Source organism: Erythrobacter sp. YT30, from assembly GCF_001542875.1.
In the GTDB taxonomy this organism is placed as follows: domain Bacteria; phylum Pseudomonadota; class Alphaproteobacteria; order Sphingomonadales; family Sphingomonadaceae; genus Erythrobacter.
Window position 1 is genome coordinate 754,464 of sequence record NZ_LMAF01000002.1, and the last position, 23,863, is coordinate 778,326.

At 58.4% G+C, this 23,863-nt stretch carries 25 protein-coding genes and 1 tRNA gene; 12 read left to right on the plus strand and 14 right to left on the minus strand.

Features of this window, described 5'->3' with window-relative positions:
• Position 1: 1 nt before the first annotated feature.
• The 4 genes from AUC45_RS08205 to glpX all read right to left on the minus strand — a co-directional run bounded on the left by AUC45_RS08205 (position 2) and on the right by glpX (position 2,812).
• A complete protein-coding gene (locus tag AUC45_RS08205; protein ID WP_067600919.1) occupies positions 2 to 469 on the minus strand; it encodes a hypothetical protein in 468 nt (155 codons plus the stop codon).
• A 25-nt stretch (positions 470 to 494) separates the two neighbouring features.
• Complete coding sequence (locus tag AUC45_RS08210; RefSeq protein ID WP_067600921.1) at positions 495 to 1,157, minus strand: hypothetical protein; 663 nt, start codon at positions 1,155 to 1,157, stop codon at positions 495 to 497.
• Between the two features lie 82 nt (positions 1,158 to 1,239).
• Positions 1,240 to 1,764 (minus strand): hypothetical protein, encoded by a 525-nt coding sequence (locus tag AUC45_RS08215; protein ID WP_067600923.1) that lies wholly within the window; start codon positions 1,762 to 1,764, stop codon positions 1,240 to 1,242.
• Between the two features lie 19 nt (positions 1,765 to 1,783).
• Positions 1,784 to 2,812 (minus strand): class II fructose-bisphosphatase, encoded by a 1,029-nt coding sequence (gene glpX, locus AUC45_RS08220; RefSeq protein WP_067600925.1) that lies wholly within the window; start codon positions 2,810 to 2,812, stop codon positions 1,784 to 1,786.
• On the opposite strand from glpX, the gene AUC45_RS08225 reads away from it, so the two are divergent.
• Together AUC45_RS08225 and AUC45_RS08230 are read left to right on the plus strand one after the other, a co-directional pair.
• Positions 2,811 to 3,539, plus strand: coding sequence for a hypothetical protein (locus AUC45_RS08225; RefSeq protein WP_067600928.1), 729 nt, complete (start codon positions 2,811 to 2,813; stop codon positions 3,537 to 3,539). The genes glpX and AUC45_RS08225 overlap by 2 nt on opposite strands.
• Before the next feature lie 208 nt (positions 3,540 to 3,747).
• The gene (locus AUC45_RS08230) at positions 3,748 to 4,467 is read left to right on the plus strand and encodes a hypothetical protein (protein ID WP_067600931.1); all 720 of its coding nucleotides are present in this window, start codon (positions 3,748 to 3,750) and stop codon (positions 4,465 to 4,467) included.
• A 64-nt stretch (positions 4,468 to 4,531) separates the two neighbouring features.
• On the opposite strand, the gene AUC45_RS08235 is transcribed toward AUC45_RS08230, so the two are convergent.
• Complete coding sequence (locus tag AUC45_RS08235; protein WP_067600934.1) at positions 4,532 to 5,851, minus strand: homoserine dehydrogenase; 1,320 nt, start codon at positions 5,849 to 5,851, stop codon at positions 4,532 to 4,534.
• Positions 5,852 to 6,006: 155 nt separating this feature from the next.
• Positions 6,007 to 6,897, minus strand: coding sequence for a hypothetical protein (locus AUC45_RS08240; protein WP_067603673.1), 891 nt, complete (start codon positions 6,895 to 6,897; stop codon positions 6,007 to 6,009).
• A 418-nt stretch (positions 6,898 to 7,315) separates the two neighbouring features.
• Here AUC45_RS08240 and AUC45_RS08245 point away from each other — a divergent pair, with 418 nt between their 5' ends.
• The 5 genes from AUC45_RS08245 to AUC45_RS08265 all read left to right on the plus strand — a co-directional run bounded on the left by AUC45_RS08245 (position 7,316) and on the right by AUC45_RS08265 (position 10,829).
• Positions 7,316 to 7,990, plus strand: a complete 675-nt coding sequence (locus AUC45_RS08245) for an energy transducer TonB (protein ID WP_067600937.1) — start codon at positions 7,316 to 7,318, stop codon at positions 7,988 to 7,990.
• A 72-nt stretch (positions 7,991 to 8,062) separates the two neighbouring features.
• Positions 8,063 to 8,860, plus strand: a complete 798-nt coding sequence (locus tag AUC45_RS08250; RefSeq protein WP_067600940.1) for a MotA/TolQ/ExbB proton channel family protein — start codon at positions 8,063 to 8,065, stop codon at positions 8,858 to 8,860.
• A gap of 120 nt (positions 8,861 to 8,980) precedes the next feature.
• Positions 8,981 to 9,511 carry a biopolymer transporter ExbD gene (locus AUC45_RS08255; protein ID WP_197409531.1) on the plus strand — a complete coding sequence of 177 codons (531 nt, stop codon included), beginning with the start codon at positions 8,981 to 8,983 and terminating at the stop codon, positions 9,509 to 9,511.
• A gap of 38 nt (positions 9,512 to 9,549) precedes the next feature.
• Positions 9,550 to 9,987, plus strand: a complete 438-nt coding sequence (locus AUC45_RS08260) for a biopolymer transporter ExbD (protein WP_067600943.1) — start codon at positions 9,550 to 9,552, stop codon at positions 9,985 to 9,987.
• Positions 9,988 to 10,397: 410 nt separating this feature from the next.
• Positions 10,398 to 10,829, plus strand: coding sequence for a biopolymer transporter ExbD (locus AUC45_RS08265; RefSeq protein ID WP_067600945.1), 432 nt, complete (start codon positions 10,398 to 10,400; stop codon positions 10,827 to 10,829).
• Between the two features lie 6 nt (positions 10,830 to 10,835).
• Here the strand turns inward: AUC45_RS08265 and AUC45_RS08270 are convergent, their stop codons facing one another.
• From AUC45_RS08270 to AUC45_RS08300, 7 genes are all read right to left on the minus strand, one after another.
• Positions 10,836 to 11,618 (minus strand): aminoglycoside adenylyltransferase domain-containing protein, encoded by a 783-nt coding sequence (locus AUC45_RS08270; RefSeq protein WP_067600948.1) that lies wholly within the window; start codon positions 11,616 to 11,618, stop codon positions 10,836 to 10,838.
• 3 nt (positions 11,619 to 11,621) lie between these two features.
• A complete protein-coding gene (locus tag AUC45_RS08275; RefSeq protein ID WP_067600951.1) occupies positions 11,622 to 14,123 on the minus strand; it encodes a ligase-associated DNA damage response DEXH box helicase in 2,502 nt (833 codons plus the stop codon).
• A gap of 34 nt (positions 14,124 to 14,157) precedes the next feature.
• A complete protein-coding gene (locus tag AUC45_RS08280; RefSeq protein WP_067600954.1) occupies positions 14,158 to 15,024 on the minus strand; it encodes a DUF2059 domain-containing protein in 867 nt (288 codons plus the stop codon).
• Between the two features lie 64 nt (positions 15,025 to 15,088).
• A complete protein-coding gene (locus AUC45_RS15735) occupies positions 15,089 to 15,733 on the minus strand; it encodes a hypothetical protein (protein ID WP_067600957.1) in 645 nt (214 codons plus the stop codon).
• On the minus strand, positions 15,723 to 17,138 hold the full coding sequence (pgmG, locus tag AUC45_RS08290) for a phosphoglucomutase/phosphomannomutase PgmG (protein ID WP_067600960.1): 1,416 nt from the start codon (positions 17,136 to 17,138) through the stop codon (positions 15,723 to 15,725). The genes AUC45_RS15735 and pgmG overlap by 11 nt, the downstream gene beginning before the upstream one ends.
• Positions 17,139 to 17,247: 109 nt before the next feature.
• Positions 17,248 to 17,592, minus strand: a complete 345-nt coding sequence (locus AUC45_RS08295) for a J domain-containing protein (protein WP_067600963.1) — start codon at positions 17,590 to 17,592, stop codon at positions 17,248 to 17,250.
• Positions 17,593 to 17,596: 4 nt separating this feature from the next.
• Positions 17,597 to 18,427: a division plane positioning ATPase MipZ gene (locus tag AUC45_RS08300; protein ID WP_067600966.1), complete on the minus strand. Its 831-nt coding sequence runs from the start codon at positions 18,425 to 18,427 to the stop codon at positions 17,597 to 17,599.
• Positions 18,428 to 18,528: 101 nt separating this feature from the next.
• Here AUC45_RS08300 and panC point away from each other — a divergent pair, with 101 nt between their 5' ends.
• From panC to AUC45_RS08325, 5 genes are all read left to right on the plus strand, one after another.
• Entirely contained in the window at positions 18,529 to 19,383 is an 855-nt protein-coding gene (gene panC, locus AUC45_RS08305; protein ID WP_067600969.1) for a pantoate--beta-alanine ligase, read from the plus strand.
• A gap of 105 nt (positions 19,384 to 19,488) precedes the next feature.
• Positions 19,489 to 19,562, plus strand: a tRNA-Gly gene (locus AUC45_RS08310).
• Between the two features lie 115 nt (positions 19,563 to 19,677).
• Positions 19,678 to 20,580, plus strand: coding sequence for a sulfate adenylyltransferase subunit CysD (gene cysD, locus AUC45_RS08315; RefSeq protein ID WP_067600971.1), 903 nt, complete (start codon positions 19,678 to 19,680; stop codon positions 20,578 to 20,580).
• On the plus strand, positions 20,580 to 22,514 hold the full coding sequence (cysN, locus tag AUC45_RS08320; protein ID WP_067600973.1) for a sulfate adenylyltransferase subunit CysN: 1,935 nt from the start codon (positions 20,580 to 20,582) through the stop codon (positions 22,512 to 22,514). Before cysD ends, cysN begins: the two co-directional genes overlap by 1 nt.
• Before the next feature lie 29 nt (positions 22,515 to 22,543).
• Entirely contained in the window at positions 22,544 to 23,281 is a 738-nt protein-coding gene (locus AUC45_RS08325) for a 3'(2'),5'-bisphosphate nucleotidase CysQ (RefSeq protein WP_067603677.1), read from the plus strand.
• On the opposite strand, the gene AUC45_RS08330 is transcribed toward AUC45_RS08325, so the two are convergent.
• The gene (locus AUC45_RS08330; RefSeq protein WP_067600976.1) at positions 23,261 to 23,860 is read right to left on the minus strand and encodes an OmpA family protein; all 600 of its coding nucleotides are present in this window, start codon (positions 23,858 to 23,860) and stop codon (positions 23,261 to 23,263) included. The genes AUC45_RS08325 and AUC45_RS08330 overlap by 21 nt on opposite strands.
• Positions 23,861 to 23,863 lie beyond the last annotated feature (3 nt).

A 23,863-nucleotide genomic window follows, 5' to 3' on the forward strand; every position in this document is an offset into this window, starting at 1 on the left:
TCTATCCACGTTTGGGACAGCCGATGCGGGCCTGATAGGCCTTCACCGACCCGTCCATGCCTCTTAGGTCTTGGGACATCCGCTTTAGCTGTGCGCTTGTCTGAGCCAAGGCAGCGCCCTTGTTCTTCCCATCCTCGGTTTCGAGCCCGAGCACGCCGACCCACAAGCCGGCAAAACCTACACGCATCGACAAAAGATCGAGACGCGAACAAACGGTTCCGGATTTTCTGCGCGCGCCATCCATCGCCCGCGCAAGAGACGCGCTTGCGGAATCGAACGCGTCATCGACCTTCTTCTTTGAATCCTCGCAACAACGCACATTTTGCGCGACGGCTGTGTAATTGGCGCGGGTCTTGCCAAGTTCCATAGCAAACCCGTTCAGCCAACCTTCAATGCTGGACTGCGCCGATGCGGGTGCGGCCAAAAGCGCCAGCAAGGCAGCGGAAACGACAATTCTTGGATTACGCATGAAACACCCCTGATTGTTGGCTTGATCAATCCTCGTAAACGAAGCTCACCTGATCGGCATCCTCCACCCAAACCCATGGCTGATAATACCCGGGCTCGTATTCGCCGCGCTTGTTCGCTTTTCGTGGGCGCAGGCCAAAGCGCGAATCGATCCATTGCAGGCGGATGTCCCCTTCGACGACGATCCGGCGTTTGTGGAGACGCTGCATCATTGTGAACATATTGACATCGGTGATGCCATTCTGGCGGCATCCCTCAACCGTGATCTCGCCATTGACGAGCGTCCCGCCGCAGGTGCGCGCGCGGCGCAAAAGGGCGTTTAGAACCCGCCCCTCAAACGCGATCGTAAGCGTCCCAAATTCGGCATAATCGGGATGAGAGTTCACGAAGAAAAGCTCACCGAGATATCCCTGCAGGCTCTGACCCCCTCCTCTGATATCGAGCAGGAAGCGCCCCGAACGCGTCTCATTCTCTCCAGCGGCAAACGCCAAAGCGACGGCTTCTGTGGGTGTGAGGCAGCCATCCTCGCAATCGAACACGGTGTTCTTGGCCGCCTCCAGCGCGGGATCGCCCGAACCAAGCCCTTCAAGCTTCACCCGCACATCATCTTGGCTCACCGGATCTGCAACGCGCTCCTGCGCGGACGCTGGCGAGGCGGCGATAAGCAGAAGAGCCAGAAATGGGCGCAAGGTTCAAAAGCTCCTATTCCGCAAGGGCCAAGTCTCAGCGTATGTCTAATGCCATAGCCAATGAACCGTTGATGAGCAGCGCTTACCCCAGGCGGGCAAGGAGTTTTGCAGCGCGTTTCAACACAGACTTACGAGAATCCTTTGAAAGCCGTTCCAGATGGGGGCGCAGCCACTCCTTCAACTCTGGATCACCGCGGGACCAATTTGCGAGAGCTTCCATCGAGTTGTTGAGCACGATCCAATCATCATGCTCGGCCAGATTGCGTTTCATGATCGCCAGTGCGCCCGCGCGTTGAGGCGCAGACATATCGGGTTCAAGCGCTTCGAACAATTTGGCAAGTGTCCATTGCGCCGAAGGCTGATCGAGCGCGCCAATCTCTTCAATGAAGCGATCAATATACGGCACCAGCAGATCATGCTTTTCCGCCTCAACGCGCCGCATCGCATTCGAGACGCGCAGACGCACAACCTCATCATCGCTGCGATAGCATCGGTAAAGCTCATCAAACCGCGCCGGGTCACCGAGTACGATCTCGACCACTTCAATGGTGCGGCCAAGAGAATTGGGATGGCCGCCGGTAAGCATGGTTTCGAAGCTTTCGGTCATGCCGCTCCGATCCCGACAATCAGGTGCGATGCGGCTCGATCCGGTGCTGGCCCTTGATCCAGCGCACGGTGCCGGACGATGCGCGCATGACGACGCTTTCGGTGTACATGATCTTTGCGCCGGTCGCAGTGCGCTTCGTCTTAACGCCTTCGAGCAAGGAGCCATCGGTCACGCCGGTCGCGGCAAAGATACAATCGCCTTTTGCCAAGTCATGCAGCTTGTATATGCGATCGAGATCCTCGATCCCCCATTTGGCAGCGCGCGCTTTTTCATCGTCATTGCGGAAGACAAGACGCCCGTTGAACTGCCCGCCGACGCAGCGCAATGCGGCTGCTGCCAACACGCCTTCTGGTGCGCCGCCCTGACCCATATACATATCGATCGCCGTATCCTGATCGGTCACCGCGATCACGCCAGCCACATCGCCATCGCCGATGAGGAAGACGCCGCAGCCGATTGAGCGCAGCTCTGCAATTAGATCAGCATGGCGCGGACGATCAAGCACGCAGACATTGATATCGGCTGGATCCTTGCCTTTCGCCGCTGCAACCGCCTGCACGTTTTCGGTCGGGGATTTGGCAAGATCGATGACGTCGGCTGGAAGGCCCGGCCCGACGGCCAGCTTATCCATATAGACATCAGGCGCGTTCAGCAGATCGCCCTCTTCCGCTGCTGCCAGAACGGCGAGCGCGTTGGGGCCAGCCTTCGCCGTGATGGTGGTCCCTTCGAGCGGGTCGAGCGCGATGTCGATCTTGGGCCCCTTACCCATGCCGACCTTTTCGCCGATAAACAGCATGGGCGCTTCGTCGCGTTCACCCTCGCCGATGACGACTGTGCCATCCATGTAGAGGTTATCGAAAGCGCGTCGCATAGCTTCCACCGCGGCCGCATCGGCCGCCTTTTCATCGCCGCGCCCGATCAATTGCGCTGCAGCGACCGCCGCTGCCTCGGTGACGCGCACCATTTCGAGGACCAGAACACGCTCTATCGCGTTTTCGCTATCGGGTTCTTTTTCGGCCAGAATGTCCGTGGTAGGGGCGGTGTTCATGCGAAATTCAGTCCTTAAAAGCTTTGCAATTGCGAAAGCGTCTAACGTCAAGGAGACGGACTTGTCGAGCAATGCAAAGGCCGTTCTCCAGAATACCCGCGCTTTACCCTTTCGGACAATGATGGGCGCGGTGCTGCTTGGCAGTGCGGTTCCCTTGGCCGCGCAAGATGACGGGGCTGTGAATCAAGAGGCTGTGACGGATGAGCCTGAGGATGCATCCGAAAGCGAGCCTGTCGATGCGCCCCAGCGTCCAGACCCCATCGACATCCTGATCACCGTGCCGCGCGGCGAGGTCAATCCGGTTGAGACGAAGGCTTGCGAGGATCAGGCAGATGCCGGCACGATCAGTGGCGAGATTATCGTATGCCGCCAGCTGGGCGAAAAGGGCGACAATTACGCCAGCGGCAGCCGCTCTGCAGCGCGCAAACGCTATGCTGAAGAGACCGCGTTCAAGGGGGAGAACACCTCGCTTGATGTGTCAGGCGGCGGCATTTTCAGAGGTCCGGCAACGGTTTCGGGCGCATGCCTCATCCCGCCCTGCCCACCCGAGGCAGCCATCCTGATCGACGTCGAAGCGCTGCCGCAAGCGCCCGCTGGATCAGACGCAGACAGGATCGCGCGGGGCCTTCCCCCGCTTGGCCAAGATGAAGAACTCTCCGAAGAAGAAATCCGCAAACGCCGCGAAGCTCTAGGCCTGCCGCCGCCGAAGTATGAGAAGAAGCCTTAGGCGCTCGCCTTGTTGTCATTCCTGTGAAAGGATCTCCTGAGCATTGCCGAAGGGCGGAAATCCAGACTGCTAGGTGTACGGCCCCTCCATGGATCCCCGCCTTCGCGGGGATGACATTGGGGTGGACAGTAAGAGGCGTCCCAAGGATACCAAACCGCAACCAAATCATGCGATTGCACAGGTCCACGCGGCAGGAGGGCGCGCCGATATGCGGATGATTGCTGGAATTTTGACTTTGGTTGCAGCAGTGCTGCTTGCGGGGTGCTCTGAAGGCAGCTTGCCCGAGTATCGCTATCGCCTAACCGTTGAAGTCGAAACTCCTGAGGGTCTCAAAACCGGCTCCAGCGTGATCGAAGTCTCGACGCGCGTTGCCAGCAAGAACGCTATTATCTCACCCGGACGCATGACCATGCGCGCTCGCGGGGAAGCTGTGGCGGTGGAATTGCCCCACGGCCGCACAATGTTCGCTCTGCTGCGGTCCGAAACACAGCCCAATTGGGCTTCCAATGTGATGGCTCAGTTGACACCAACCTATCGCGGCGATGGTGCTGCCAAGCAAAAGGTCCGGGCGATCCTTCGGATGCAGGGCGAGTACGATTTGCCGCTATACGAGCGTGCGGGTCCCAGAAGACGCCATATGTATCCCATGCTGGTGACATTTGGAGATCTGGACGATCCAACCAGCGTCGAAAAAGTGGACCCGCTCGATCTCGCTGCAACTTTTGGCGAAGGTTTGACGCTGAAGCGGATCACCGTGCAGGTAACCGATGATCCGGTGACGACGGGGATTGAGAAGCGCTTGGCGTGGCTGCGCGAATACGAAGCTACATGGTTTGATGGGTCGTCAACGGGATCGCAGGATCTCACGACAGACGCTTTAGTTGCTCAGCTTTCGGCTACCTATTTCAGCACGGAAATCGGTCAATAAACCGTAACGTGCTCGTTCAACTTGCGAAGAAGTGCGCCCCGCGACGGATGCAGCCTCGCAGCGACTAAGCCAAAATCGGCAGCACCAGCGGCTCTCCGGTCAGGCTGTCCGAGCCTTCGAGCAGGTCCAGCGCTCGCCTTACATTCGCCTCTGGCCCCTCATGAGTGACGAGCGCCACCAGCACTTCGCCGCCATCGCGTTTGCGGCCCTGTTGGATCAGGCTTTCAATCGACACATCGCCATCGCGCATCGCGGCGGTGAGTTCGGCAAGCACGCCGGGGCGGTCGTTCACGGTAAAGCGCAAATAGGTTCGCTCCATCCTGTGGCCGGGTTCGGCAGGCGGATAAGCGCTTAGCTCGCTTGCCGGCATCGCAAACGGCGCGCCGATATCTCCGCGTGCTATATCTATAAGATCGGCAACCACGGCGCTTGCGGTCGGCCCATCGCCTGCGCCTGCTCCCTGGAACAGCAGGCGGCCCGAGAAATTGCCTTCGGCCACCACTGCATTGGTGGGTCCATCAACTGCGCTTAGCGGGTGATCCTTCGCAACAAGGCATGGACGCACGCGTTGCAGCAGGCTCGTCTTACCGCCGTCATGGCTCAAATCCGCCTCTGCAATCAGCCGAATGACAAAGCCCAGCGCATCAGCTTGCGCAATATCGGCGGCGCGCACAGCGGTGATGCCGGTGGTGCGGACATTGTCGAAATCGAGCTGCGCACCAAATCCAATGCCGGCGATAATCGCAATCTTGTGCGCGGCATCGACGCCTTCGATATCGAAGGTGGGATCGGCCTCGGCATAACCCAGCCTCTGCGCCTCACCCAGCACTTCGGCAAAGTCGGCGCCAGTCGCTTCCATTTCGGACAGTATGTAATTGCACGTCCCGTTGAGGATGCCATAAACCTTGGTGAGCGCGTTGGCGGCGGTGCCTTCGCGAAGGCCTTTGACGACGGGAATACCGCCCGCGACAGCCGCCTCGAATTTGAGCGGCGCGCCGAGTTTTTCAGCCGTATCAGCTAGCGCAAGGCCGTGATGCGCGATCATCGCCTTGTTTGCGGTGACAAGGCCTTTGCCGCCTTCAAGCGCAGCCCGGCTGAGCGCGAGCGCTGGCCCATCGGACCCGCCGACAAGCTCAACCACCACGTCCAAATCATCGCGCGCGGCGAGCGCTGACATATCATCTTCCCAGGCAAAGCCGCTTATATCGACGCCGCGATCCTTTCCGCGATCCCGCGCGGAGACAGCCACGACCTCAATCCCCCGGCCGGCGCGCGCCGCGATCAGATCGCCGTTGGTCGCAAGCAAGCGAATGACGCCCGCGCCCACAGTGCCAAGACCAGCGATGGCGATGCGAAGAGGGCTTTGTGCAGTGTTATCGGACAAGGGGAGAAGCTCCGCGAGTGTGGTGATGGATGCAGGATGCGGATTGGTGGTTCAGGCAACGTTTTTGCCCGAACCGCCCACCCAAGCAGACGCCCGCATACCTATAACAAAGTTTCAGTCAACAGGCGTGCAAGGACGCAATCTTTCAATGTAGCTCACGTGGCATCGGTGATGCGGCGCTCGCATGGACCCAGCTGCTCCATCACGAACGCATAATCACTCGCCGCCAGACGCCTTGCATTGGCATCGCGCGCGAGGTTGGCGCTTGATGGCAGGCTGGAGGGAAGCGCGCAGGCGAGGCGATACCAGCCGAGCGATAGCGGTTCTGGCGGGCGCGCGGACGAATCGATGATTTCGCCCCACGATACACCCCAGGCGGGTTGCTGACCGGGACGGCGCAGGATGCTCATCGAAACGGGAGAGCCATCGGCGGTTGCGAGGAAAATCTGTGTCTCCGATTCGCCCGTCAGATTGCCCGGCACTGCCAAAGCATCGCTGATCCCCGTTATGCGCGGGGGTACATTGCGCGCTGCAAAATCGGAAAGGATGGGGCGCAAACGCGCCTCCAATTCGGGCGTGTAATTGAGCTGTCCGTATTGTCCCACAAGCTGCACAGCTGTCGCCTTGCGGGTCGAACCCGATGGCGATTTGCGCGCGAACAGGATGACAACCTGCTTTTTCAGCTTGGGCACTTTGCCTTTTTCGGTGAGCGGTACATCGACCAGATAGACAAGCGATTCGCCCAGGGCGCGCTGGCCCGCGATCAGCGCCTGCGTGCGTGCCTCTATATATAGACGTACAAAACCGGGGGCGAGACCGGGCGATCTTTCGGGCGCAACTGTGGTCTGTCGGCGAATCTCGGCCCGCACGATCATCTCGCTCGCTTCTGCCAAAGTCGCGAGATCGGCATAGGTTGCCTGCTCTGCCGGATTGCGAAAATTTTCTGATCCAGCCGTTTGAGAAGATTGCGCGAAAGCTGGCTGCGGCAAAAGGGCAAGAGCCAGCACACCCAATCCGGTCTTTGCCAGTGCTCTGAAATTATTCATTAAAATTGCGTTAATATCCATCTTGGACGCTTTCATTTTGAGCTTTCCATCAGTCCACAGTTTTCGATTACCTGTTCCAATGCTGGGACAGTGAATCAAGGCTGAACCCACAAAGCGTTTGATTGACTAAGGGATGACCGTTAAAGCGCGAATTGTTCGCAAGCGATTTGGGGACAAAGCACATGCGAAGCAAGCTGGGTAGAGCGTTCTGGCGCCTACACGGCAAACCGGGGCAGGTTGATTTGGGTCGCAAGTCAGCCGAACCGGTCTGGGAGGCCAGAAATTTGAGTTTCACATCGGCGGTCTGATCTGAGACGGTCCGAAACGGAGATATCTGATTCGGACTGAACCTATGTCAGGCTGATGTGATAGACGTGTCGGCATAACACCGACGTTTGAATGGAGAGTAAACAGCCGGATGGCCTACGTTGATCAAGGAATGACGGGTAGCAAAGCTACCTCACTCATCATCTCGATTGCCATCGTGGCGGGGATAGGCCTGGCAATGGTTATTGGCCTGGCCGTTGACGCCGTGAAGAAAGAAATTGAACGCGTCACGACCGTCGATGTTACCGAGGAAGAACCGCCGCCACCTGAAGAGGAGCCGCCACCGCCTGAAGAAGTGCCGGATACAGCGCCGCCACCACCTGTAGCGCCGCCGCCGCCGATTAATATTTCGCCTGCGCCGCCGGACATTCAGGTTCAAGATACGATTCCGCCGCCAGCTCCGCCGGCACGGATCATTCCACCACCAGCGCCCGCAGCACCTCCTGCGCCGCCGCCAGCACCGCCTTCACAGGCGCGTGGTGCGACGACCAAGAACGAGCGCCGCTGGGCAAGTCGGATTTCCAACGATTATCCATCGCGTGCACTGCGTGAAGAAGTCGAAGGAACTGTCGGCGTTCGCGTGACTGTTGGCGCCAATGGACGGGCCACCAGTTGTAACGTGACTTCGTCGAGCGGATCGAGCGTTCTCGATCAAGCCGCATGTCGCGGTATGCAGCGTTATTCGCGGTTTAACCCCGCGCTTGATGATGCAGGCAACCCGACCACGGGCAGCTATTCCACCCGGATCACCTACCGACTGAACTAATGTAAATCTGACCTGCGCCTTTCGTGTTGAGGCGCGGGCCACGGGGACACTTTTCAATAAGGACTATTCGCAATGAACCTTTATTATCTCGCAGCCACAGCCGCCGGTGAAGCGCCGGAAAACAAATTTGGTTTCATGGAAGCCATGGAAGAGGGCGGTCCGGTCGCTTGGTCCATCCTTGCCGTCATGGTCATCATGAGCATCGGCTCTTTCTACATCCTGTTCTCGAAACTGTTCGAACAGAACAAGGTGATGAACCAGTACAAGAAATCGAAAGCCACCTACTGGCGTGCGAGCAGCCTTCGCGAAGGCGCAACCAAGCTGGAAAAGAACAGCGCATGGCGCCAGCTCGCTGATGACGCGGTGACCGCTCAGGATCACCACGCCAAAATGGAAGGTGCAGGCAACGAGATCCACTTCATCGAAGAAGAACTCGCCCACTCGCAAGACACCATCAATCAGAGCCTTGCAGGCGGTCTTTCCTTCCTCGCATCGGTTGGTGCTACCGCTCCGTTTATCGGTCTGCTCGGTACGGTGATCGGTATCTACCGCGCTCTCATTAACATCGGCATCGCCGGTTCTGCATCGATCGACAAGGTTGCAGGTCCTGTTGGTGAAGCTCTGATCATGACCGCGATCGGTCTGCTCGTGGCTGTGCCTGCCGTGCTTGCCTTTAACTGGCTGCAGTCGCGCAACCGCCGCATTGCCGCAATGATGGTCGAATTTTCGAACGACATCGTTGCCTACATCGGCTCGAACGGTGCGATTAAGCCAACTCTCGGCGCAGCACCTGCAAAAGCACCAAACAAGACGGCACCTGCCAAGCCAGCAACCACCGCTGGCGGCGCAACAGCGTCGATGAAAAAATAAGCCTTTGGTGAGCTGGGGCGTGCACCGTCTTTTGACGTGGCACGCTCCGGCTTTCCCGGCCAAATTTGGGCCGATACGCAGGCAAATATGCACCGCTTTCAATTAGGGTAGGATAAGACAATGGCGATTTCGATGGGAGGCGGGGAAACCCCGATGTCCGACATCAACACCACGCCGCTGGTGGACGTGATGTTGGTGCTTCTGATCATCTTCCTCATCGCGGTTCCGGTTGCGATTCAGACGATTGAGGAACTCAACGTTCCGGTGTTCCGTTCGGAAGAATCGAAAGACAAGGTTGAAAACCTGCTTTTGACGGTCTCCACGACGGACGCAGCCGGTAACACGGCGAGAACGGTCGACACTGGTTTCCAGGGCGCAACTCGCACGGGCGAATGCCGGGTTTATTTCAACAACATCACTCCGGTGAGCAGCCAGGAACTCTATGATCGCGCGTTCAAACGCCTCGATGATATCGTTCAGCGCGCAGGCGGCGTTGATGCCATCATGGAAGACCCAGAGGCGATCCCGCAGGTGCACATCCGTGCCGACGAGGAAGCCCCGTGGAAATGCGTCGCTGGCGCCATCTACAACGTGCAGGCTGCCGGATATCCAACGGTTGGGTTCATCTCCAACCCCGTCGATCCGAACTGATCGCTCGCTCGCATTTACGAATCTAAGGAGTAACTGACATGGGTATGTCCGGAGGCCAACTCGACGGCGAACCGATGCTCGACATGAACATGACGCCGCTGATCGACGTTCTGCTCGTTCTGCTGATCATGTTCATCATCACCATTCCGGTGGCAACGCACTCGGTCGATATCGATCTGCCGCAGCCAAACCCGAACCCGCCACCGGTGATTATCGAGCCAGTAAAAAACAAGCTGCTCATCACGCCCGAAGATCAGATCTTCTGGAATGGCGATCCGATCACCGAAAACGATCTGGTTGGCATTTTGCAGCAGACGCTCACCATGCAGCCCGAACCCGAGCTGCAATATGAGCCCGAGGCGCTGGCGAGCTACGACAAGTCGGTCCGCGTTTTGAACATCATCAAAGCGTCAGGCGTCACCAAGTTCGGCTTTGTCGGAAACGAGAAGTACCGCGAATTCAGCGGAGCTGACTGAGCCAGATTAGGTCTGCACAGCAATTGCTGAAACATGAAAACGCCGCCGGGAAACTGGCGGCGTTTTTGTTTGTGGGGAATGTTTGTTTTGCGAACCCGCATCCGCGCTGCGAAATCCTCGCTCATGCGACCTAAAGGTCGCGTCGCTGCGGGCGCCCGGTCGGGCTTGCGGGCCTACGGCCCGTGCTTGGGCACCAGGCCTTGGGGCGCAAGGCCGATGGTTTGGAGTAATCGCGAGGCGAAGCCGAGCCATAGGGCGACCGCCCGCCCGCAGGTGCTCAAACCCGGACGAAGCCCGGGTTTGAAATAGCACCGAGGACGAACCCGCGGATGCGGGTTCGCAATAATAAGGTACGCGTTAGGCAACCTATTGCTTTTGCTATAGTCTCTTAATTTGAGAGGAGATGACCCATGGCTGTTACCCAGCAAAGCAATGAGCAAGATCCCATGAGCGCCATGAACATGACGCCGCTTATCGATGTGCTTCTGGTGCTGCTCATCATGTTCATTATCACGATCCCCATCGCCACCCATTCGGTCGAAATGAACATCGGTGGGGACGATGTCGTCATTCCCGCTCCCGATCCGATCAAGAACAAGATCGTCATCACCAACAGGGATGCTTTGCGCTGGAACGGCAAAGAGGTGAACATGAAAGAACTCGCAGCTCTGCTCGATGCAACCACCCAAATGACGCCCGAGCCGGAATTGCAATACGAACCCGAAGCGCAGGCGAGCTATGACAGATCGGTCAAAGTGCTCAACTTGGTAAAGCAATCGGGTGTCACGAAGTTCGGCTTTGTCGGCAATGAGAAGTACCGTGAGTTCAATCTGGGCGAGTAGGCGCCGTCACCCGAGGGCCGCGCTGATCATCGCGCGAACTTTCTCAACAAACAGGCTGGCTGCTTCCGTATCAGGCGCAGTTTGAGTCAGCCCTTCACGATAGGAAAGGGCGCCTGCGACAACGGTATCTTCTGGACAATTCGCAAGCCACAATCTGCCGCCTTCGCTCTTGGAAATGATCTCGCCCGTATTCGCCGCATGAACAGATCTTGCCGAATTAAGGATGGCGTTAGCGGTTGCTTTCCCAGGTTTCGCAGTGAGCAAATCCTTAAGGTGCCAATCCAGTTCACCAATCAGCGCTCTTCGCAAAGGAGGACAAGGAACCGGTCCAAAAACCTCTGAAGCCGGGTCGCCATGGAGAGCAAGCGCGGCCTCGCGGCAAAGCTGGATATTGATGAGGATGTCGCTTGCCGCCCCTCGAGTTTCAACTTGCACCCCCCATTCCATTCCAGTCGATAGCGCGAACTCGAATGGCATCGTGGCGACCGGCGTGCGCACCGCTTCGGCCGTGCACAAGATGAGCTCAAGTCCCAAGGCGGGCACGGGTAGAAAAGTGTGGCTCAGCCTCTCCACCAATTGCTTGCGCTTGGTTGCATTGATTGCGGAGACGACGACTCCCAGGATATCAAGGTCGCTTGAACCCGGATGGAAATCGTCTTGGACGACAGAACCATGTAGATAGAGCGCAATCAGGTCACGCCCCAAGACCTCACGGTGGATCAACTCCACCTTCTCAAGGTACGATGGAACAGGCGATTGCTCCGGGAACACGTCATGAAGGGCATCCATGACCTAATTCCCCTCCAGCGCCCGCGCCTCGTCCTCGGGGCCGATCCGCATCGCTTCGCCCACAAGGCTTTCCGCTTCGATCAGCAGTTCATCATCGACAGCGCCCTGCGGCACGGCTTCGCGCCCGATCATGGTCATCACTGGCACGGCGAGAGGAGAAACCCGGTCTAGCTCGACATGCACCAATTCGCTTGTCGATCGTTCCAGCAAATCGGCGAGCCGCCCTACATCGGTCATCCGCGCGCGGGCATCGGCCCATGCCGCTTCCAACAGGACGTGATCGGGTTCGTATTTCTTGAGCACGTCGTAGATGAGGTCAGTCGAAAACGTCACTTGCTTGCCCGTCTTGCGCTTGCCCGGATGCTGTCGTTCGACAAGGCCGCTGATCACCGCCACTTCGCGAAAAGCGCGGCGCAGCAAATGGCTTTCGGTGACCCAATCGACGAATTCGTGCGTCAGGATATCAGGCGAAAGCAGCGGCGCGGGGTCCTCCACCGGCTTCAGCCCCCAGACGGCAAGCGTGTAATCATTCGCGACAAACCCGCCCGGCATCAGGCCAAGGCTCTCCATCCGGCGCGTTATCAGCATGCCCAATGACTGGTTCGCGTTCCACCCTTCGAACGTGTAATAGGCACTGTAATGCTTGTCGCCATGCGGGAAGCTTTCAACCAGCAATTCGCCCGGTTTTGGCAGGCGGCTGCGATAATCCTGCACTTCGAGCCATTCGCGCACATCATCGGGAAAGCGGTTCCAGCCTGCGCGGTCATCGAGCATTTCCTGCACCCGTTCGGCCAGATGGGTGGTGAGCGGCAAACGCAGGCCGCCATAAGACGGGATGGTCGCCGATTTTTTGGCCGCGCGCACGATCACGTCCATATCCTTGACGCTTTCCACCTCCAGGCTCATCCCGGCGAAAAAGAAGGTGTCGCCAGCCGATAGCTGCGCGGCAAAGCGCTCTTCCACCTTGCCGAGCGAGCGCCCGTTCTTGAAGCGGACCTGCAGCATCTCGCTATCAACGATGATCCCGGCATTCATCCGGTGGCGCTGCGCCTGATTGGGATGCGCGAGCCGCCACACCCCCTGTTTGTCGCGCACGATCCTTTTGAATTTGTCATAGGCTTTGAGCGCATACCCGCCATTTTCGACAAAGGAGAGGACGCGCGCGAGCACCGTTTCATCCACCCACGCATAGCTAACCGAAGAACGGATTTCGGCGAGCAGATCATCCTCGTGAAAAGGCGCTGCGCACGCACATGCCATCACGTGCTGGGCGAGCACATCGAGGCCGCCGGCGCGGAAATCTTCGCCATCGCGCTGACCTTCATCGACCGCGTCCTTTGCGGCCATGGCCTCGAGAAATTCAAAGCGGTTGCCGGGGACAAGCACGGCCTGACTGGCGGTGTCGAGCCGGTGGCCAGCGCGCCCGATCCTTTGCAGCAAACGCGATGATCCTTTGGGAGCGCCCATTTGCACCACCAGATCGATATCGCCCCAGTCGATGCCGAGATCGAGGCTGGCCGTGCACACGAGCGCGCGCAATTCACCAGCGGCCATCGCGTCTTCGACCTTGCGCCGCGCTTCCTTGGACAGGCTGCCGTGGTGGACGCCGATGGGGAGATTATCCTCGTTCACGTCCCACAGGCACTGAAAGATGAACTCAGCGAGAAAGCGGGTGTTGGTAAAGACCAGGGTCGTGCGATTCTTGCCGATGGCTTCGTAGAGCTGATCAACCGCCCAGCGCCCCGCATGTCCGCCCCAGGGAACGCGTTCTTCGACGGGAAGCAGAATCTGCAAATCAGGCTCGGCGCCCTTCTCGCCCAGCACCAGATCAGCGCTGCGGATTTCGCCCGTGCTATCGGGGACTTGGGGAGAGAGCCATTCCTGAAAGCTCAATGGGTTTGCAAGCGTCGCCGACAAAGCCACGCGCTGCATATCGGGTGCGAGCTTTTGCAGCCGCGCCAGCGCCAGCGCCAACAGATCGCCTCGCTTGCCCGTGGCGAAAGCGTGGACCTCATCAATCACCACCCGCTTGCAAGTCCGAAAAAGCTCGAGGCTTTCAGGATAGGACAGCAGCAGCGAGAGGCTTTCGGGCGTTGTCAGCAGCACGTGCGGCGGCTTTGAGCGCTGGCGCTTCTTGCGATCCGACGAGGTATCACCGCTGCGTGTCTCGACCCGGATGGGAAGGCCAATCTCCTCGATGGGCGTGAGGAGATTGCGCTTCACATCGTGCGCGAGCGCTTTCAATGGCGAGACATAAAGCGTGTGCAATCCGTCTTCGGGCAGGGCCTCACCGTCGGTGGGGGCGAAATCGCACAAAGTCGGCAGAAACCCGGCGAGCGTCTTGCCCGCACCGGTATCGGCAACAAGCAGAGCATCGCGTCCGCTGCGCGCTTTGGCCAGCATCTCTGTCTGATGCCGACGCACGCGCCACCCCCGCGCATCGAACCAGTTCTGGATGGCGGCTGGGATTTCAGGAGTGGGCGAGGCGGAAGCTGTCACGCCCATCAGATGGGGCCGCGCTGCCTAGCTCGCAAGCCGATCAATTGTTCTCGTCGGCTTCTTCGGTCTCGACTGCCTCTTCCTCGTAATCGTAGTCTTCATCCCACGCCGCTTCGGTAGCGCTGGAGCTCCCTTCGATCTCCTCGACCGAGTAACCGGTGGCTTCGGCAACCTTTGCTTTTTCCTCAGCGGAAAGATCGGCGAAAGCGCGCTTTTCGGGAAGATCAGCGGTTGCTTCAGCGATGCGCGTTTCCATTCCCATGAAGGTCTCCATCATTTGCGGCATCACCTCCATGCTCGCACCGATAATGCGTGGATCGCTCGACATGGTGAAGCTCTTGCGCGCGAAACTTGCGCCGGTGTCGGTGAGGAAGAACGCCTCGATCTCAGCTAGTTCCGTGTCATTGAAATTGATCGCATAGAGTTCTGACATGGCCTTGCGCATCGAAGGCTCCATCGCGGACATGACTTCACCCATCATCTCGGGGAGGAGTTTGGACTCGCGGGCGCGGCGCTCTTCCCATGCAGGATCAAACAGCAAAGCAAGCTCGGCGGCCTGCTCCTTCTCCAGATCAAGTTCGAACGTGGTGAGACCCGTGCCTTCTGCGATGGCTGAGACTGCCGCACCGCCAGCGGCATCTGAAAGGGGGCCGAGCAGATCATCGAACATGGTTCCCATCATTTCGGCCATGCTGCCTTCAGGGATCATGAGTCCAACAATGCGCGTGGCCTGGGGCAGGCGCGCTTCCTGATCGGCGGTTAGCGGTTCAGTTGGAAAGGCTTCGGAAAGCCCCGCCATCATTTGCTCCATTTCATCGGCGCTGGGTTCGCTTTCCTGCGCGGCGGCCGGGATGGCCGAAAGGGCGAGCGCAAAGCCTGATGCGGCGGCGAGAATGGTGCGTTTCATGTGAGGTCCTGTCTTCGATAATCTTAAGGCGAGATATGCCCGATTGTGATGGCATTCGCCAGCATTATGCGCTGCAATATGCCACAAGCATCAAGCCTGCGATCACGTACCAGGCACCGTATTTCTCAAACGGATAACGCTCGGTGAATGCCTTGATGCTTTCACCCGCCTTTTGAGCAGCATCATTGCCCCAATCCACAGGGGCTTCGTCCCGCGCGCTGACTGGCCGTTCGACGTCCGGGATATATCCGCCTGCAGGGGACCATTCTTCATCGGGGTCGGGATCAAGCCCGGACATGCCATCGGCGTGGTTTTGTTGAGGATCGAAGCTCGGTTGATAGCCGCCGCCATGCTCCCATTCTGGCTCTGGCTCTGGCTCTGGCTCTGGCTCTGGCTCTGGCTCTGGCTCTGGCGGGATCTCGACTTGAGGAATCGGCGTGTCAATTGCCTCGTCGGGGGCGGCTTCCTCTTCCACCACAAGACCTTTGCGTTCCAGTTCGCGCTGGATTTCGGACGCCAGAAACAGCGCCTTCTCGCGCGCCTCGGTTAGTTCGGCGAAGGCCGATATGCGCATCGTCTCACTGTCGAGCTCCGCGCGTTTTTCAGCATATGCGGCGTGGATCGCGCCCTTGTCAGTCGTCTTTGAAATGCCGAGCGCGGACCATGGCCAATCACCCGGTCCCCGCCCGTAAGAGGGTTTAGTGCCCAACGCTTTCCCCGCGTTCGAGGCCGGACAGCGCCAATTGCTCATCAATCTGCGCCATCAATCGCTCAAGGCCTTCCTCGCTATCACTTTCCGCGCGCGCAACGAGGACATCCTGCGTGTTCGATGCGCGCAGCAGCCACCAGCCATCGGCTGTATTGACGCGCACGCCGTCAGTCGCGTTGACTTCCTGCACGTCGGGGCCGGGATTGGTGGTCAAACGTTCTGTCACCTCAGCGATCGCAGGGAATTTGCGCGCCTCATCCACCTGGAACCGCATTTCAGGCGTGTTGAGCATATCGGGGATAGCGCCGCGCAATTCGGTCACCGATTTGCCAAGCCGCGCCGATGCCGCAAGTAAACGCACGCCTGCATACAAGGCATCGTCAAATCCATAATAAGTATCGGCAAAGAAGATGTGGCCCGACATTTCCCCTGCAAGCGGGGAACCAGTTTCCTTCATTTTGGATTTAATAAGGGAATGGCCTGTCTTCCACATCAAAGGCTCCCCGCCATGCGCGGCGACGTGATCGAACAGCGCGCGCGATGCTTTGACATCAGCGATAATGGTGGAGCCCGCATGTGATTTCAGCACGTCTTCAGCATAGATCATCAGCAATTGATCGCCCCAGATCACCCGGCCTGTGCCGTCAATCGCGCCGATCCGATCGCCATCGCCGTCAAAAGCAACTCCGAAATCGAGGTTCTTCTCCGCGACCAGAGCGCGAAGATCGGCCAGGTTCTCTTCCACCGTTGGATCAGGGTGGTGATTAGGGAAATGTCCGTCAACTTCAGTAAACAAGAGATGATGCTCCCCGGGGAGCTTGGCAGCGAGAGCTTCGAGAGCGGGGCCAGCCGCCCCGTTGCCCGCGTCCCAGCCGACTTTGAGACTTTCCAAAGCGGCGGTGTCTATTCCGCTGAGACCTTCGAGCATGCGCTCGACATACTCGCCCAAGATGCTGCGCTCAGAAACGGCGCCGGCCCCAGAGGTCCAGTCTCCGGCGGCGGCGATGGCCCCCAGTTTCTGAATGTCGGCCCCGAAAAACGGTCTTCCCTGAAAGACCATTTTGAAGCCGTTGTAATTGGGGGGATTGTGGCTGCCTGTTATCTGAATGCCGCCATGCACCTCTTCGGATGACGCTTCGGCGTAATACAACATCGGGGTCGCACCCATGCCGATCCGCACTACATCGCATCCGCTTGCCGTAAGCCCTTCGACCAGAGCTTCTTCAAGCATGGGGGAAGAGGTGCGTCCATCATAGCCAACCGCAACAGTCTTGCCGCCAGCCCGGCTCAGCAAAGTGCCGAAACTGCGGCCAATTGCGCGCGCGTCGTCAGCGCCCAGTGTTTCGCCGATAATCCCGCGAATATCGTATTCCCGCAGCACGGTGGCGTCGAATTGATGGCTCATGAAATGGGTCGTCCTGTCTTACGAATAATATGATTGCGATGCGGCTTAGCGCGCTGATCTTTCAGCTTTACCAGCGCCAATGCGCGACCCCTTATGGACACCATGTGTGTCAATCGTGTTGACCGGTGTCCTCTTCTCTATCGGCGTCAACATCTGTTGCCACCTTAGCCCCCTGATCAGGCAATTCGGCAAGCAGCAAATCGCGCGCATCATTGGCTTCGTGGACCTGCGCATTGCTGCCGCCCTTGTCGGGATGGACCATTGAAACCAGCCGTTTATGCGCGGCCTTGATATCCTCTCGGCTGGCGCCTTGCTCAACCCCCAGCAGCTTTCGCGCGTTGAACACCGCCTGTGACCGTGTGGGCTTGGCAAACAGCCCTGCCCACGGCCATTGGCCTAGCGCATAGCGGTAAACAATCACCGCGACCCCAAGCAGAATTGCGAATTTCAGCATGCAGTTACGCTAGCTCCATTTGCTCAGAGCTGCGAGCAAAATCGGGAAGGTTGAGGTTCTGCAAGAGCGAGCGCAATTCCTGCCGCGCAATCAAATGGCTGGTGCCGAGCCCTCCCAGATGCTCCTTGTCGAGCAGGGTCAGACCCGATGGGAACAGCTCGCGGTAGATCACGCGTTCAGACAGCCCCTTCGACACGCGAAAACCCACACGCTGCGACATTTCTTTAAGAGCGCGCTCAAGCCTTGCCTGGTTGCGCGCTTCGACGTGGCCGGTGCGGTTGCGCACAACAATCCAGTCCATTTCAGGGCGTTTCGCTTCCAGAGTGACCTTGCTCCGCTTCATCCGCGCTTCCCAGATGAGCTCTGCAAAAAAGGAGAGCTTTTTCACCTTGAAGGTCTCGCCATCGACCTGGCCGATAAGGTCAAAATCAACAAAGCTGTCATTGAGCGGCGTCACCAAGGTATCGGCATTCTCCACCGCGGCGCGCGCAAAGGGATCATCGCGGCCGGGATTGTCGACAATCAGGAAATCGGTGTCTTTTTCGAGCCTTGCAATCGTCTTGAGCAAAGCCTCCGGAGTGTCTCCGCTAAACACTTCGGCAGCAGGCGTTGGCAGATCAATTCCGCGCTTTTCCATCGTGCCAACGCGATTTTCGAGATAGCGGAACGTGGTGCGCTGACGTGGATCGAGATCCAGCATCGTTACCCGCGCGTCCTTATAGGCCAGCGCCACGGCGATATGCACAGCTGTCGTTGATTTTCCCGTACCACCCTTTTCGTTTGCAAAAACAATGCGATGGGCGGTTTTCGTGGGAGCGGACCCGGTGTTGTTCATTGTGAGATATCTCCGCTCAGGATCGTTTGGTTTCGCCCGCTTGTGAGGACAGGCAGCGCTCGGTTAGAAGCGAAGCCGAATTTATCCAAGGGAGGGCCGCCATGCAAACTGCACATAATCTGGATGTGTTGAGAACAATCCTTGGAAAACTGCGTGATGGAGGTGCGAGCGTAGCACTGGTGCCCACCATGGGCGCCTTGCATGAGGGGCATTTGACGCTGGTTCGCAGGGCGAGAGAGGCTTGCGATCATGTGGTCGCATCAATCTTTGTGAACCCCACGCAATTCGGCCCGAACGAGGATCTGGACGCCTACCCTCGTCAGTTGGAAGCTGATGCGGATATGCTGGAAGGCGAGGGCTGCGCGCTTTTGTGGGCTCCCGATGTGGAGGCGATGTATCCAGAAGGCTTCGCTTCGAGCATTTCGGTAAGCGGGGTATCCGATGGGCTGTGCGGGGCAGACAGGCCGGGACATTTCGATGGTGTCGCGACGGTGGTGTGCAAACTCTTCAACCAGGTGCAGCCCGATATGGCATTCTTTGGGGAGAAGGATTTCCAGCAGCTAGCGGTCATTCGCACGATGGCGCGTGATCTCGATCTTACGCATCCCCGTGCGCATCAGATTATTGGCGTGCCGACCGTGCGCGAGCCTGATGGATTGGCGATGTCCAGCCGCAACCGATATTTGTCAAAAGAGCATCGCGACGCCGCCGCGACTCTGCCGCGCGCCATGAAGGAGGCCATTGCAGCGATCGAAGCCGGTTCTGACGTCAAGACCACCCTTTCCAACCTCGAAAGCGCTCTGATCGAAGCGGGCTTTTCAAGCATCGACTATGCCGTGTTCGCCGATGCCAAGTCGCTCGCTCCCCTCACCGAAATGAGCAATGCCCCCGCCCGACTGCTGGTCGCAGCACGAATCGGCGGCACGCGTTTGATCGACAATATGGGTGTTGGTTGAGGTTTTTGCGGAGTTACCAAGCGCCGTCCGCACCAACTAATTATTGACGCCTGCCAAGAAATAATGCCAATGCGCCCCGGCCTGGAACAAGGACGCTTGAAGCGGGCGGGTATAGCATAGTGGTAATGCTCCAGCCTTCCAAGCTGGCTAGGGGGGTTCGATTCCCCCTACCCGCTCCACCGCTCTTCGGGCTTGCAACACCCCTTTTGAGATGCGCCGTGCTCTATTTGGGCCTTGCGGGCTTGCCCGAAAAGCGGACTTGTATTGTGCACTGCAACGTCTAGCTGCACCAATATGCGAACACTCACACACCTTGAACGGCTCGAAGCCGAGAGCATTCATATTTTCCGTGAAGTCGTGGCCGAAGCAGAAAAGCCGGTCATGCTCTATTCGGTCGGCAAGGATTCCTCGGTCATGCTGCATCTGGCGCGCAAGGCCTTCTATCCCTCGCCGCCGCCCTTCCCGATGCTTCATGTCGCATCCGGCTGGGACTTTCAGGCTTTGCTCGATCACCGCGACAAGACGGTGAAGGAATACGGGCTGGAACTCATCGTTGCGCAGAACGAAGAGGCCGAAGAACAGGGTATCAATCCGTTTGACACCGGCAGTGCGCTCTATTCGCAGGCGCAGCTCACCGATCCTTTGAAGCGCGCATTGACCGCGCATGGTTTTGACGCGGCATTTGGTGGCGGCAGGCGTGATGAGGAAAAGGCGCGCGCGAAAGAGCGTGTGTTCTCCTTCCGCACAGCGTCACATCGCTGGGATCCCAAGAACCAGCGGCCCGAACTGTGGAACCTCTACAACGCGAAGAAGAGCAAGGATGAAAGCATCCGCGTCTTCCCGATCTCGAATTGGACCGAGCTTGATATCTGGCAGTACATCGCGCTCGAAAAGATCGATATCGTCCCGCTCTATCTCAGCCAAAAGCGGCCCACTGTGACACGCGATGGACTTATCCTCGTGGTCGATGATGATCGCTTCCGCTTCGAAGATGGCGAAGAAGTTGTGGAACGTTCGGTGCGCTTCCGCACGCTTGGTTGTTATCCGCTGACCGGGGCAACCGAAAGCGATGCAACCGACATGAACCTGATCATTCAGGAAATGCTGCTTGCCACCGGTTCAGAACGTCAGGGCCGCGCAATCGACAAGGGGCAGTCCGCATCGATGGAAGACAAGAAACAAGAGGGGTATTTCTGATGAACGATCAAACCACCCCAACCGCAGCCGAATCCAGTTTCCAGGTCGATTCGCTGATCGCCGAGGATATCGACGCCTATCTCGATCAGCATCAGCACAAGAGCCTGCTGCGCTTCATCACTTGCGGCAGCGTGGACGATGGCAAATCGACACTGATCGGGCGCCTCCTCTACGATTCCAAAATGATCTTTGAAGATCAGCTGGCAGCCCTTGAAACCGACAGCAAAAAAGTGGGCACGCAGGGCGAGGAGATTGACTTTGCGCTGCTGGTCGATGGCCTTGCAGCCGAGCGCGAACAGGGCATCACCATCGATGTCGCCTATCGCTTCTTTACGACCGAGAAACGCAAATTCATCGTCGCCGATACGCCGGGGCATGAACAATACACGCGTAACATGGTCACCGGGGCATCGACTGCCGATCTTGCCGTCATTCTGGTCGATGCGCGCAAAGGCGTGCTCGTGCAGACGCGGCGGCATTCGTATCTGACACATCTTCTCGGCATCAAGCACCTGGTGCTGGCGGTGAACAAGATGGACCTTGTCGATTATGACGAGGGCACTTTTGATCAGATCGTCGCGGATTATGCTGCGTTCGCAAAGGAAGTCGGCATTGAGGACTTCACCGCGATCCCGATTTCGGGATTCAAGGGCGACAACATCACAGCGGCTCCTTCAGGCAACACTCCCTGGTATCAGGGCCCCTCGCTGATTGATCATCTCGAGACCGTCGAGCTCGCCAACGAGGCCGCGCAAGAGCGGTCTTTCCGTATGCCGGTGCAATGGGTGAACCGCCCCAATCTCGATTTCCGCGGATTTGCCGGCCTGATCTCAAGCGGCACGATCCACCCAGGCGACAGCGTTCGCATTGTCCCTGCGGGTAAGACCAGTACTGTCAAATCGATCGAGACTTTCGATGGTCAGCTTGACGAGGCAGTTGCAGGCCAATCGGTGACCATCACGCTTAATGACGAAGTTGATTGCAGCCGCGGCGACGTGATTGCCGCTGCCGATGATCCGCCCGAGGCCTCCGATCAATTCTCGGCCACCATTGTTTGGATGGACGAAACCGCAATGAAGCCGGGGCGCGGATACTGGATGAAGATCGGAAGCCAGATGGTCACCGCCACCGTCCAACCGCCCAAGCACGAGGTTGACGTCAACACCTTCGATCATCTGGCGGCGAAAACGCTGGAGCTGAACTCTATCGGCGTGTGCGAATTTGCGACTGACAAGCCGATTGTCTTTGAGCCCTATGATAGCTCGCGCCAGCTTGGCGGGTTTATCCTGATCGATAAATTCACCAACGCCACTGTCGGCGCGGGGATGATTGATTTCAGCCTGCGCCGCGCGCAAAACGTGCATTGGCAGCCGACGTCTACGAGCCGTGAAGAGCACGCTTTGATGAAGAACCAGACACCGCGCGTGCTGTGGTTCACCGGGCTTTCCGGTTCGGGCAAATCGACAATCGCCAACGAGGTTGAAAAACAGCTCGCGCTGATGAACCGCCACACCTTCCTCCTCGATGGAGACAATGTGCGGCACGGCCTTAACAAGGATCTGGGCTTTACCGAGACCGACCGGATTGAGAACATCCGCCGCATTGGTGAGGTCGCCAAGCTGATGACAGATGCGGGCCTGATCGTGCTCACCGCGTTTATCTCACCGTTCCGGGCAGAGCGCCGCATGGTGCGCGAGATGATGGGCGAGGGCGAGTTTATCGAGATCTTCGTCGATACCCCGCTCGAAATCGCTGAAAAGCGCGATGTGAAGGGCCTTTATAAAAAGGCGCGCTCGGGTGAGCTCAAGAACTTCACCGGGATCGACAGCCCCTACGAAGCGCCGGAGAACGCCGAAATTCACGTCAACACGGTGGATATGACACCGGTTGAGGCGGCGGAATACATCATCAAGCAGATCATGCCGCTCAAATGACGGACACTGCAATGATCGACCCGAAAACAATGACCGACGCCGAACTCGCGGCGCATCTTGCCGAAGTGGCGGGGCGCATCCTTCTCGATGTTCGCTCTTCTGGCATGTTCGAGGGCAAGGCTCTTGGCAAAGCGGGCGATGCGACCGCGAACGAATTCCTGTGCCATGCCATCCGGTCAGCACGGCCCGATGATGGGCTGCTGTCCGAAGAGGAAAAGGACGACACCGCACGCTGCTCGATGAGCCGTGTCTGGATTGTCGATCCGGTCGACGGCACCCGCGAATATGGCGAGCAGCGGAGCGATTGGGCGGTGCATATCGGCCTTTCGATTGACGGTGTTGCACACACCGGTGCGGTTGCGCTTCCTGGGCTTGATGGCGGCACTGTCCTTCGCACTGATCAGGTGAGCGACTTGAAGCCAGCCGCCGATGCGCCGCGCTTCCTTGTCAGCCGCACGCGCCCTGCAAAAGAAGCCGTCGCTGTCAGCGAAGCCATGGGCGGCGAACTGGTAGGCATGGGCAGTGCAGGCGCCAAAGCCATGGCGGTGGTGCGCGGCGAAGCGGAGATTTATCTCCATTCTGGCGGCCAATACGAATGGGACAGCTGCGCGCCTGTCGCTGTGGCGCAGGCTTATGGCCTTCATTGCAGCCGCATCGATGGATCACCGATCCGGTATAACCGGCAGGACGTGTACCTGCCTGACCTGCTGATTTGTCGGCCCGAATATGCGGACAAGGTGCTGGAGCTAGTCGCCGGTCTCGGTTGAATTGCCGATCTTATCGAGATCGACATCAATCACTTCGGGGACCACGGGGATCTCAATCTCAACCCTACGGTTGGCCTTGCGCCCGGCCTCATTGGGTGAACCATCAGGAAGCGCATTGGGCTGCGCTGGGTTTTGTTCTCCGAAGACGATCACATCAATCCGCTCTTCGTTCACCCCTTGACCGATCAGCCAACCGGCAACCGCAAGTCCGCGCGCTTGCGATGCATCCTCGTTCATGGCGTCAGTGCCGGAGGAATCGCTGTGCGTGCGCAGAACAATAGGCCCGCCGCGCTTCATCTGCGGGGAGGCGAGCACTTTTTCGAGCTCAGCGACTGCATCGGCATCCAATTCGTCACCGCCGTCTGGAAAACCAATTGTCGCCTCGAGAGTCTCCAGGGTTTCTTCCTCGGCTTCGGGCGGGGCAACTTCTGGACGCAGGATTGAAACGCCGCCTGTTTCTTCACCCTCGCTAGCCGCATCCCCTTCAGGCTCGGTGGTCCCACGCTCAGGGCTCTGATTGCACGCGGCAAGCAGCAGCAGGGCTGAGAGACCAAAAAGAGCAGAGGCAGGCTTGAACATGGG

Bases quoted from the DNA above. Each gene is read 5' to 3' on its own strand.
- AUC45_RS08265 (WP_067600945.1), top strand. From the start codon at position 10,398: ATGGCTGTTACCCAGCAAAGCAATGAGCAAGATCCCATGAGCGCCATG.
- AUC45_RS08255 (WP_197409531.1), top strand. From the start codon at position 8,981: ATGGCGATTTCGATGGGAGGCGGGGAAACCCCGATGTCCGACATCAAC.
- AUC45_RS08215 (WP_067600923.1), bottom strand. From the start codon at position 1,764: ATGACCGAAAGCTTCGAAACCATGCTTACCGGCGGCCATCCCAATTCT.
- AUC45_RS08245 (WP_067600937.1), top strand. From the start codon at position 7,316: ATGGCCTACGTTGATCAAGGAATGACGGGTAGCAAAGCTACCTCACTC.
- AUC45_RS08205 (WP_067600919.1), bottom strand. From the start codon at position 469: ATGCGTAATCCAAGAATTGTCGTTTCCGCTGCCTTGCTGGCGCTTTTG.
- pgmG (WP_067600960.1), bottom strand. From the start codon at position 17,138: ATGAGCCATCAATTCGACGCCACCGTGCTGCGGGAATACGATATTCGC.
- AUC45_RS08270 (WP_067600948.1), bottom strand. From the start codon at position 11,618: ATGGATGCCCTTCATGACGTGTTCCCGGAGCAATCGCCTGTTCCATCG.
- AUC45_RS08295 (WP_067600963.1), bottom strand. From the start codon at position 17,592: ATGCTGAAATTCGCAATTCTGCTTGGGGTCGCGGTGATTGTTTACCGC.
- AUC45_RS08280 (WP_067600954.1), bottom strand. From the start codon at position 15,024: ATGAAACGCACCATTCTCGCCGCCGCATCAGGCTTTGCGCTCGCCCTT.
- AUC45_RS08250 (WP_067600940.1), top strand. From the start codon at position 8,063: ATGAACCTTTATTATCTCGCAGCCACAGCCGCCGGTGAAGCGCCGGAA.
- AUC45_RS08260 (WP_067600943.1), top strand. From the start codon at position 9,550: ATGGGTATGTCCGGAGGCCAACTCGACGGCGAACCGATGCTCGACATG.
- AUC45_RS08330 (WP_067600976.1), bottom strand. From the start codon at position 23,860: ATGTTCAAGCCTGCCTCTGCTCTTTTTGGTCTCTCAGCCCTGCTGCTG.
- cysN (WP_067600973.1), top strand. From the start codon at position 20,580: ATGAACGATCAAACCACCCCAACCGCAGCCGAATCCAGTTTCCAGGTC.
- glpX (WP_067600925.1), bottom strand. From the start codon at position 2,812: ATGAACACCGCCCCTACCACGGACATTCTGGCCGAAAAAGAACCCGAT.
- AUC45_RS08230 (WP_067600931.1), top strand. From the start codon at position 3,748: ATGCGGATGATTGCTGGAATTTTGACTTTGGTTGCAGCAGTGCTGCTT.
- cysD (WP_067600971.1), top strand. From the start codon at position 19,678: ATGCGAACACTCACACACCTTGAACGGCTCGAAGCCGAGAGCATTCAT.
- AUC45_RS08240 (WP_067603673.1), bottom strand. From the start codon at position 6,897: ATGAATAATTTCAGAGCACTGGCAAAGACCGGATTGGGTGTGCTGGCT.
- AUC45_RS08325 (WP_067603677.1), top strand. From the start codon at position 22,544: ATGACCGACGCCGAACTCGCGGCGCATCTTGCCGAAGTGGCGGGGCGC.
- AUC45_RS08300 (WP_067600966.1), bottom strand. From the start codon at position 18,427: ATGAACAACACCGGGTCCGCTCCCACGAAAACCGCCCATCGCATTGTT.
- AUC45_RS08275 (WP_067600951.1), bottom strand. From the start codon at position 14,123: ATGGGCGTGACAGCTTCCGCCTCGCCCACTCCTGAAATCCCAGCCGCC.
- AUC45_RS08225 (WP_067600928.1), top strand. From the start codon at position 2,811: ATGCGAAATTCAGTCCTTAAAAGCTTTGCAATTGCGAAAGCGTCTAAC.
- panC (WP_067600969.1), top strand. From the start codon at position 18,529: ATGCAAACTGCACATAATCTGGATGTGTTGAGAACAATCCTTGGAAAA.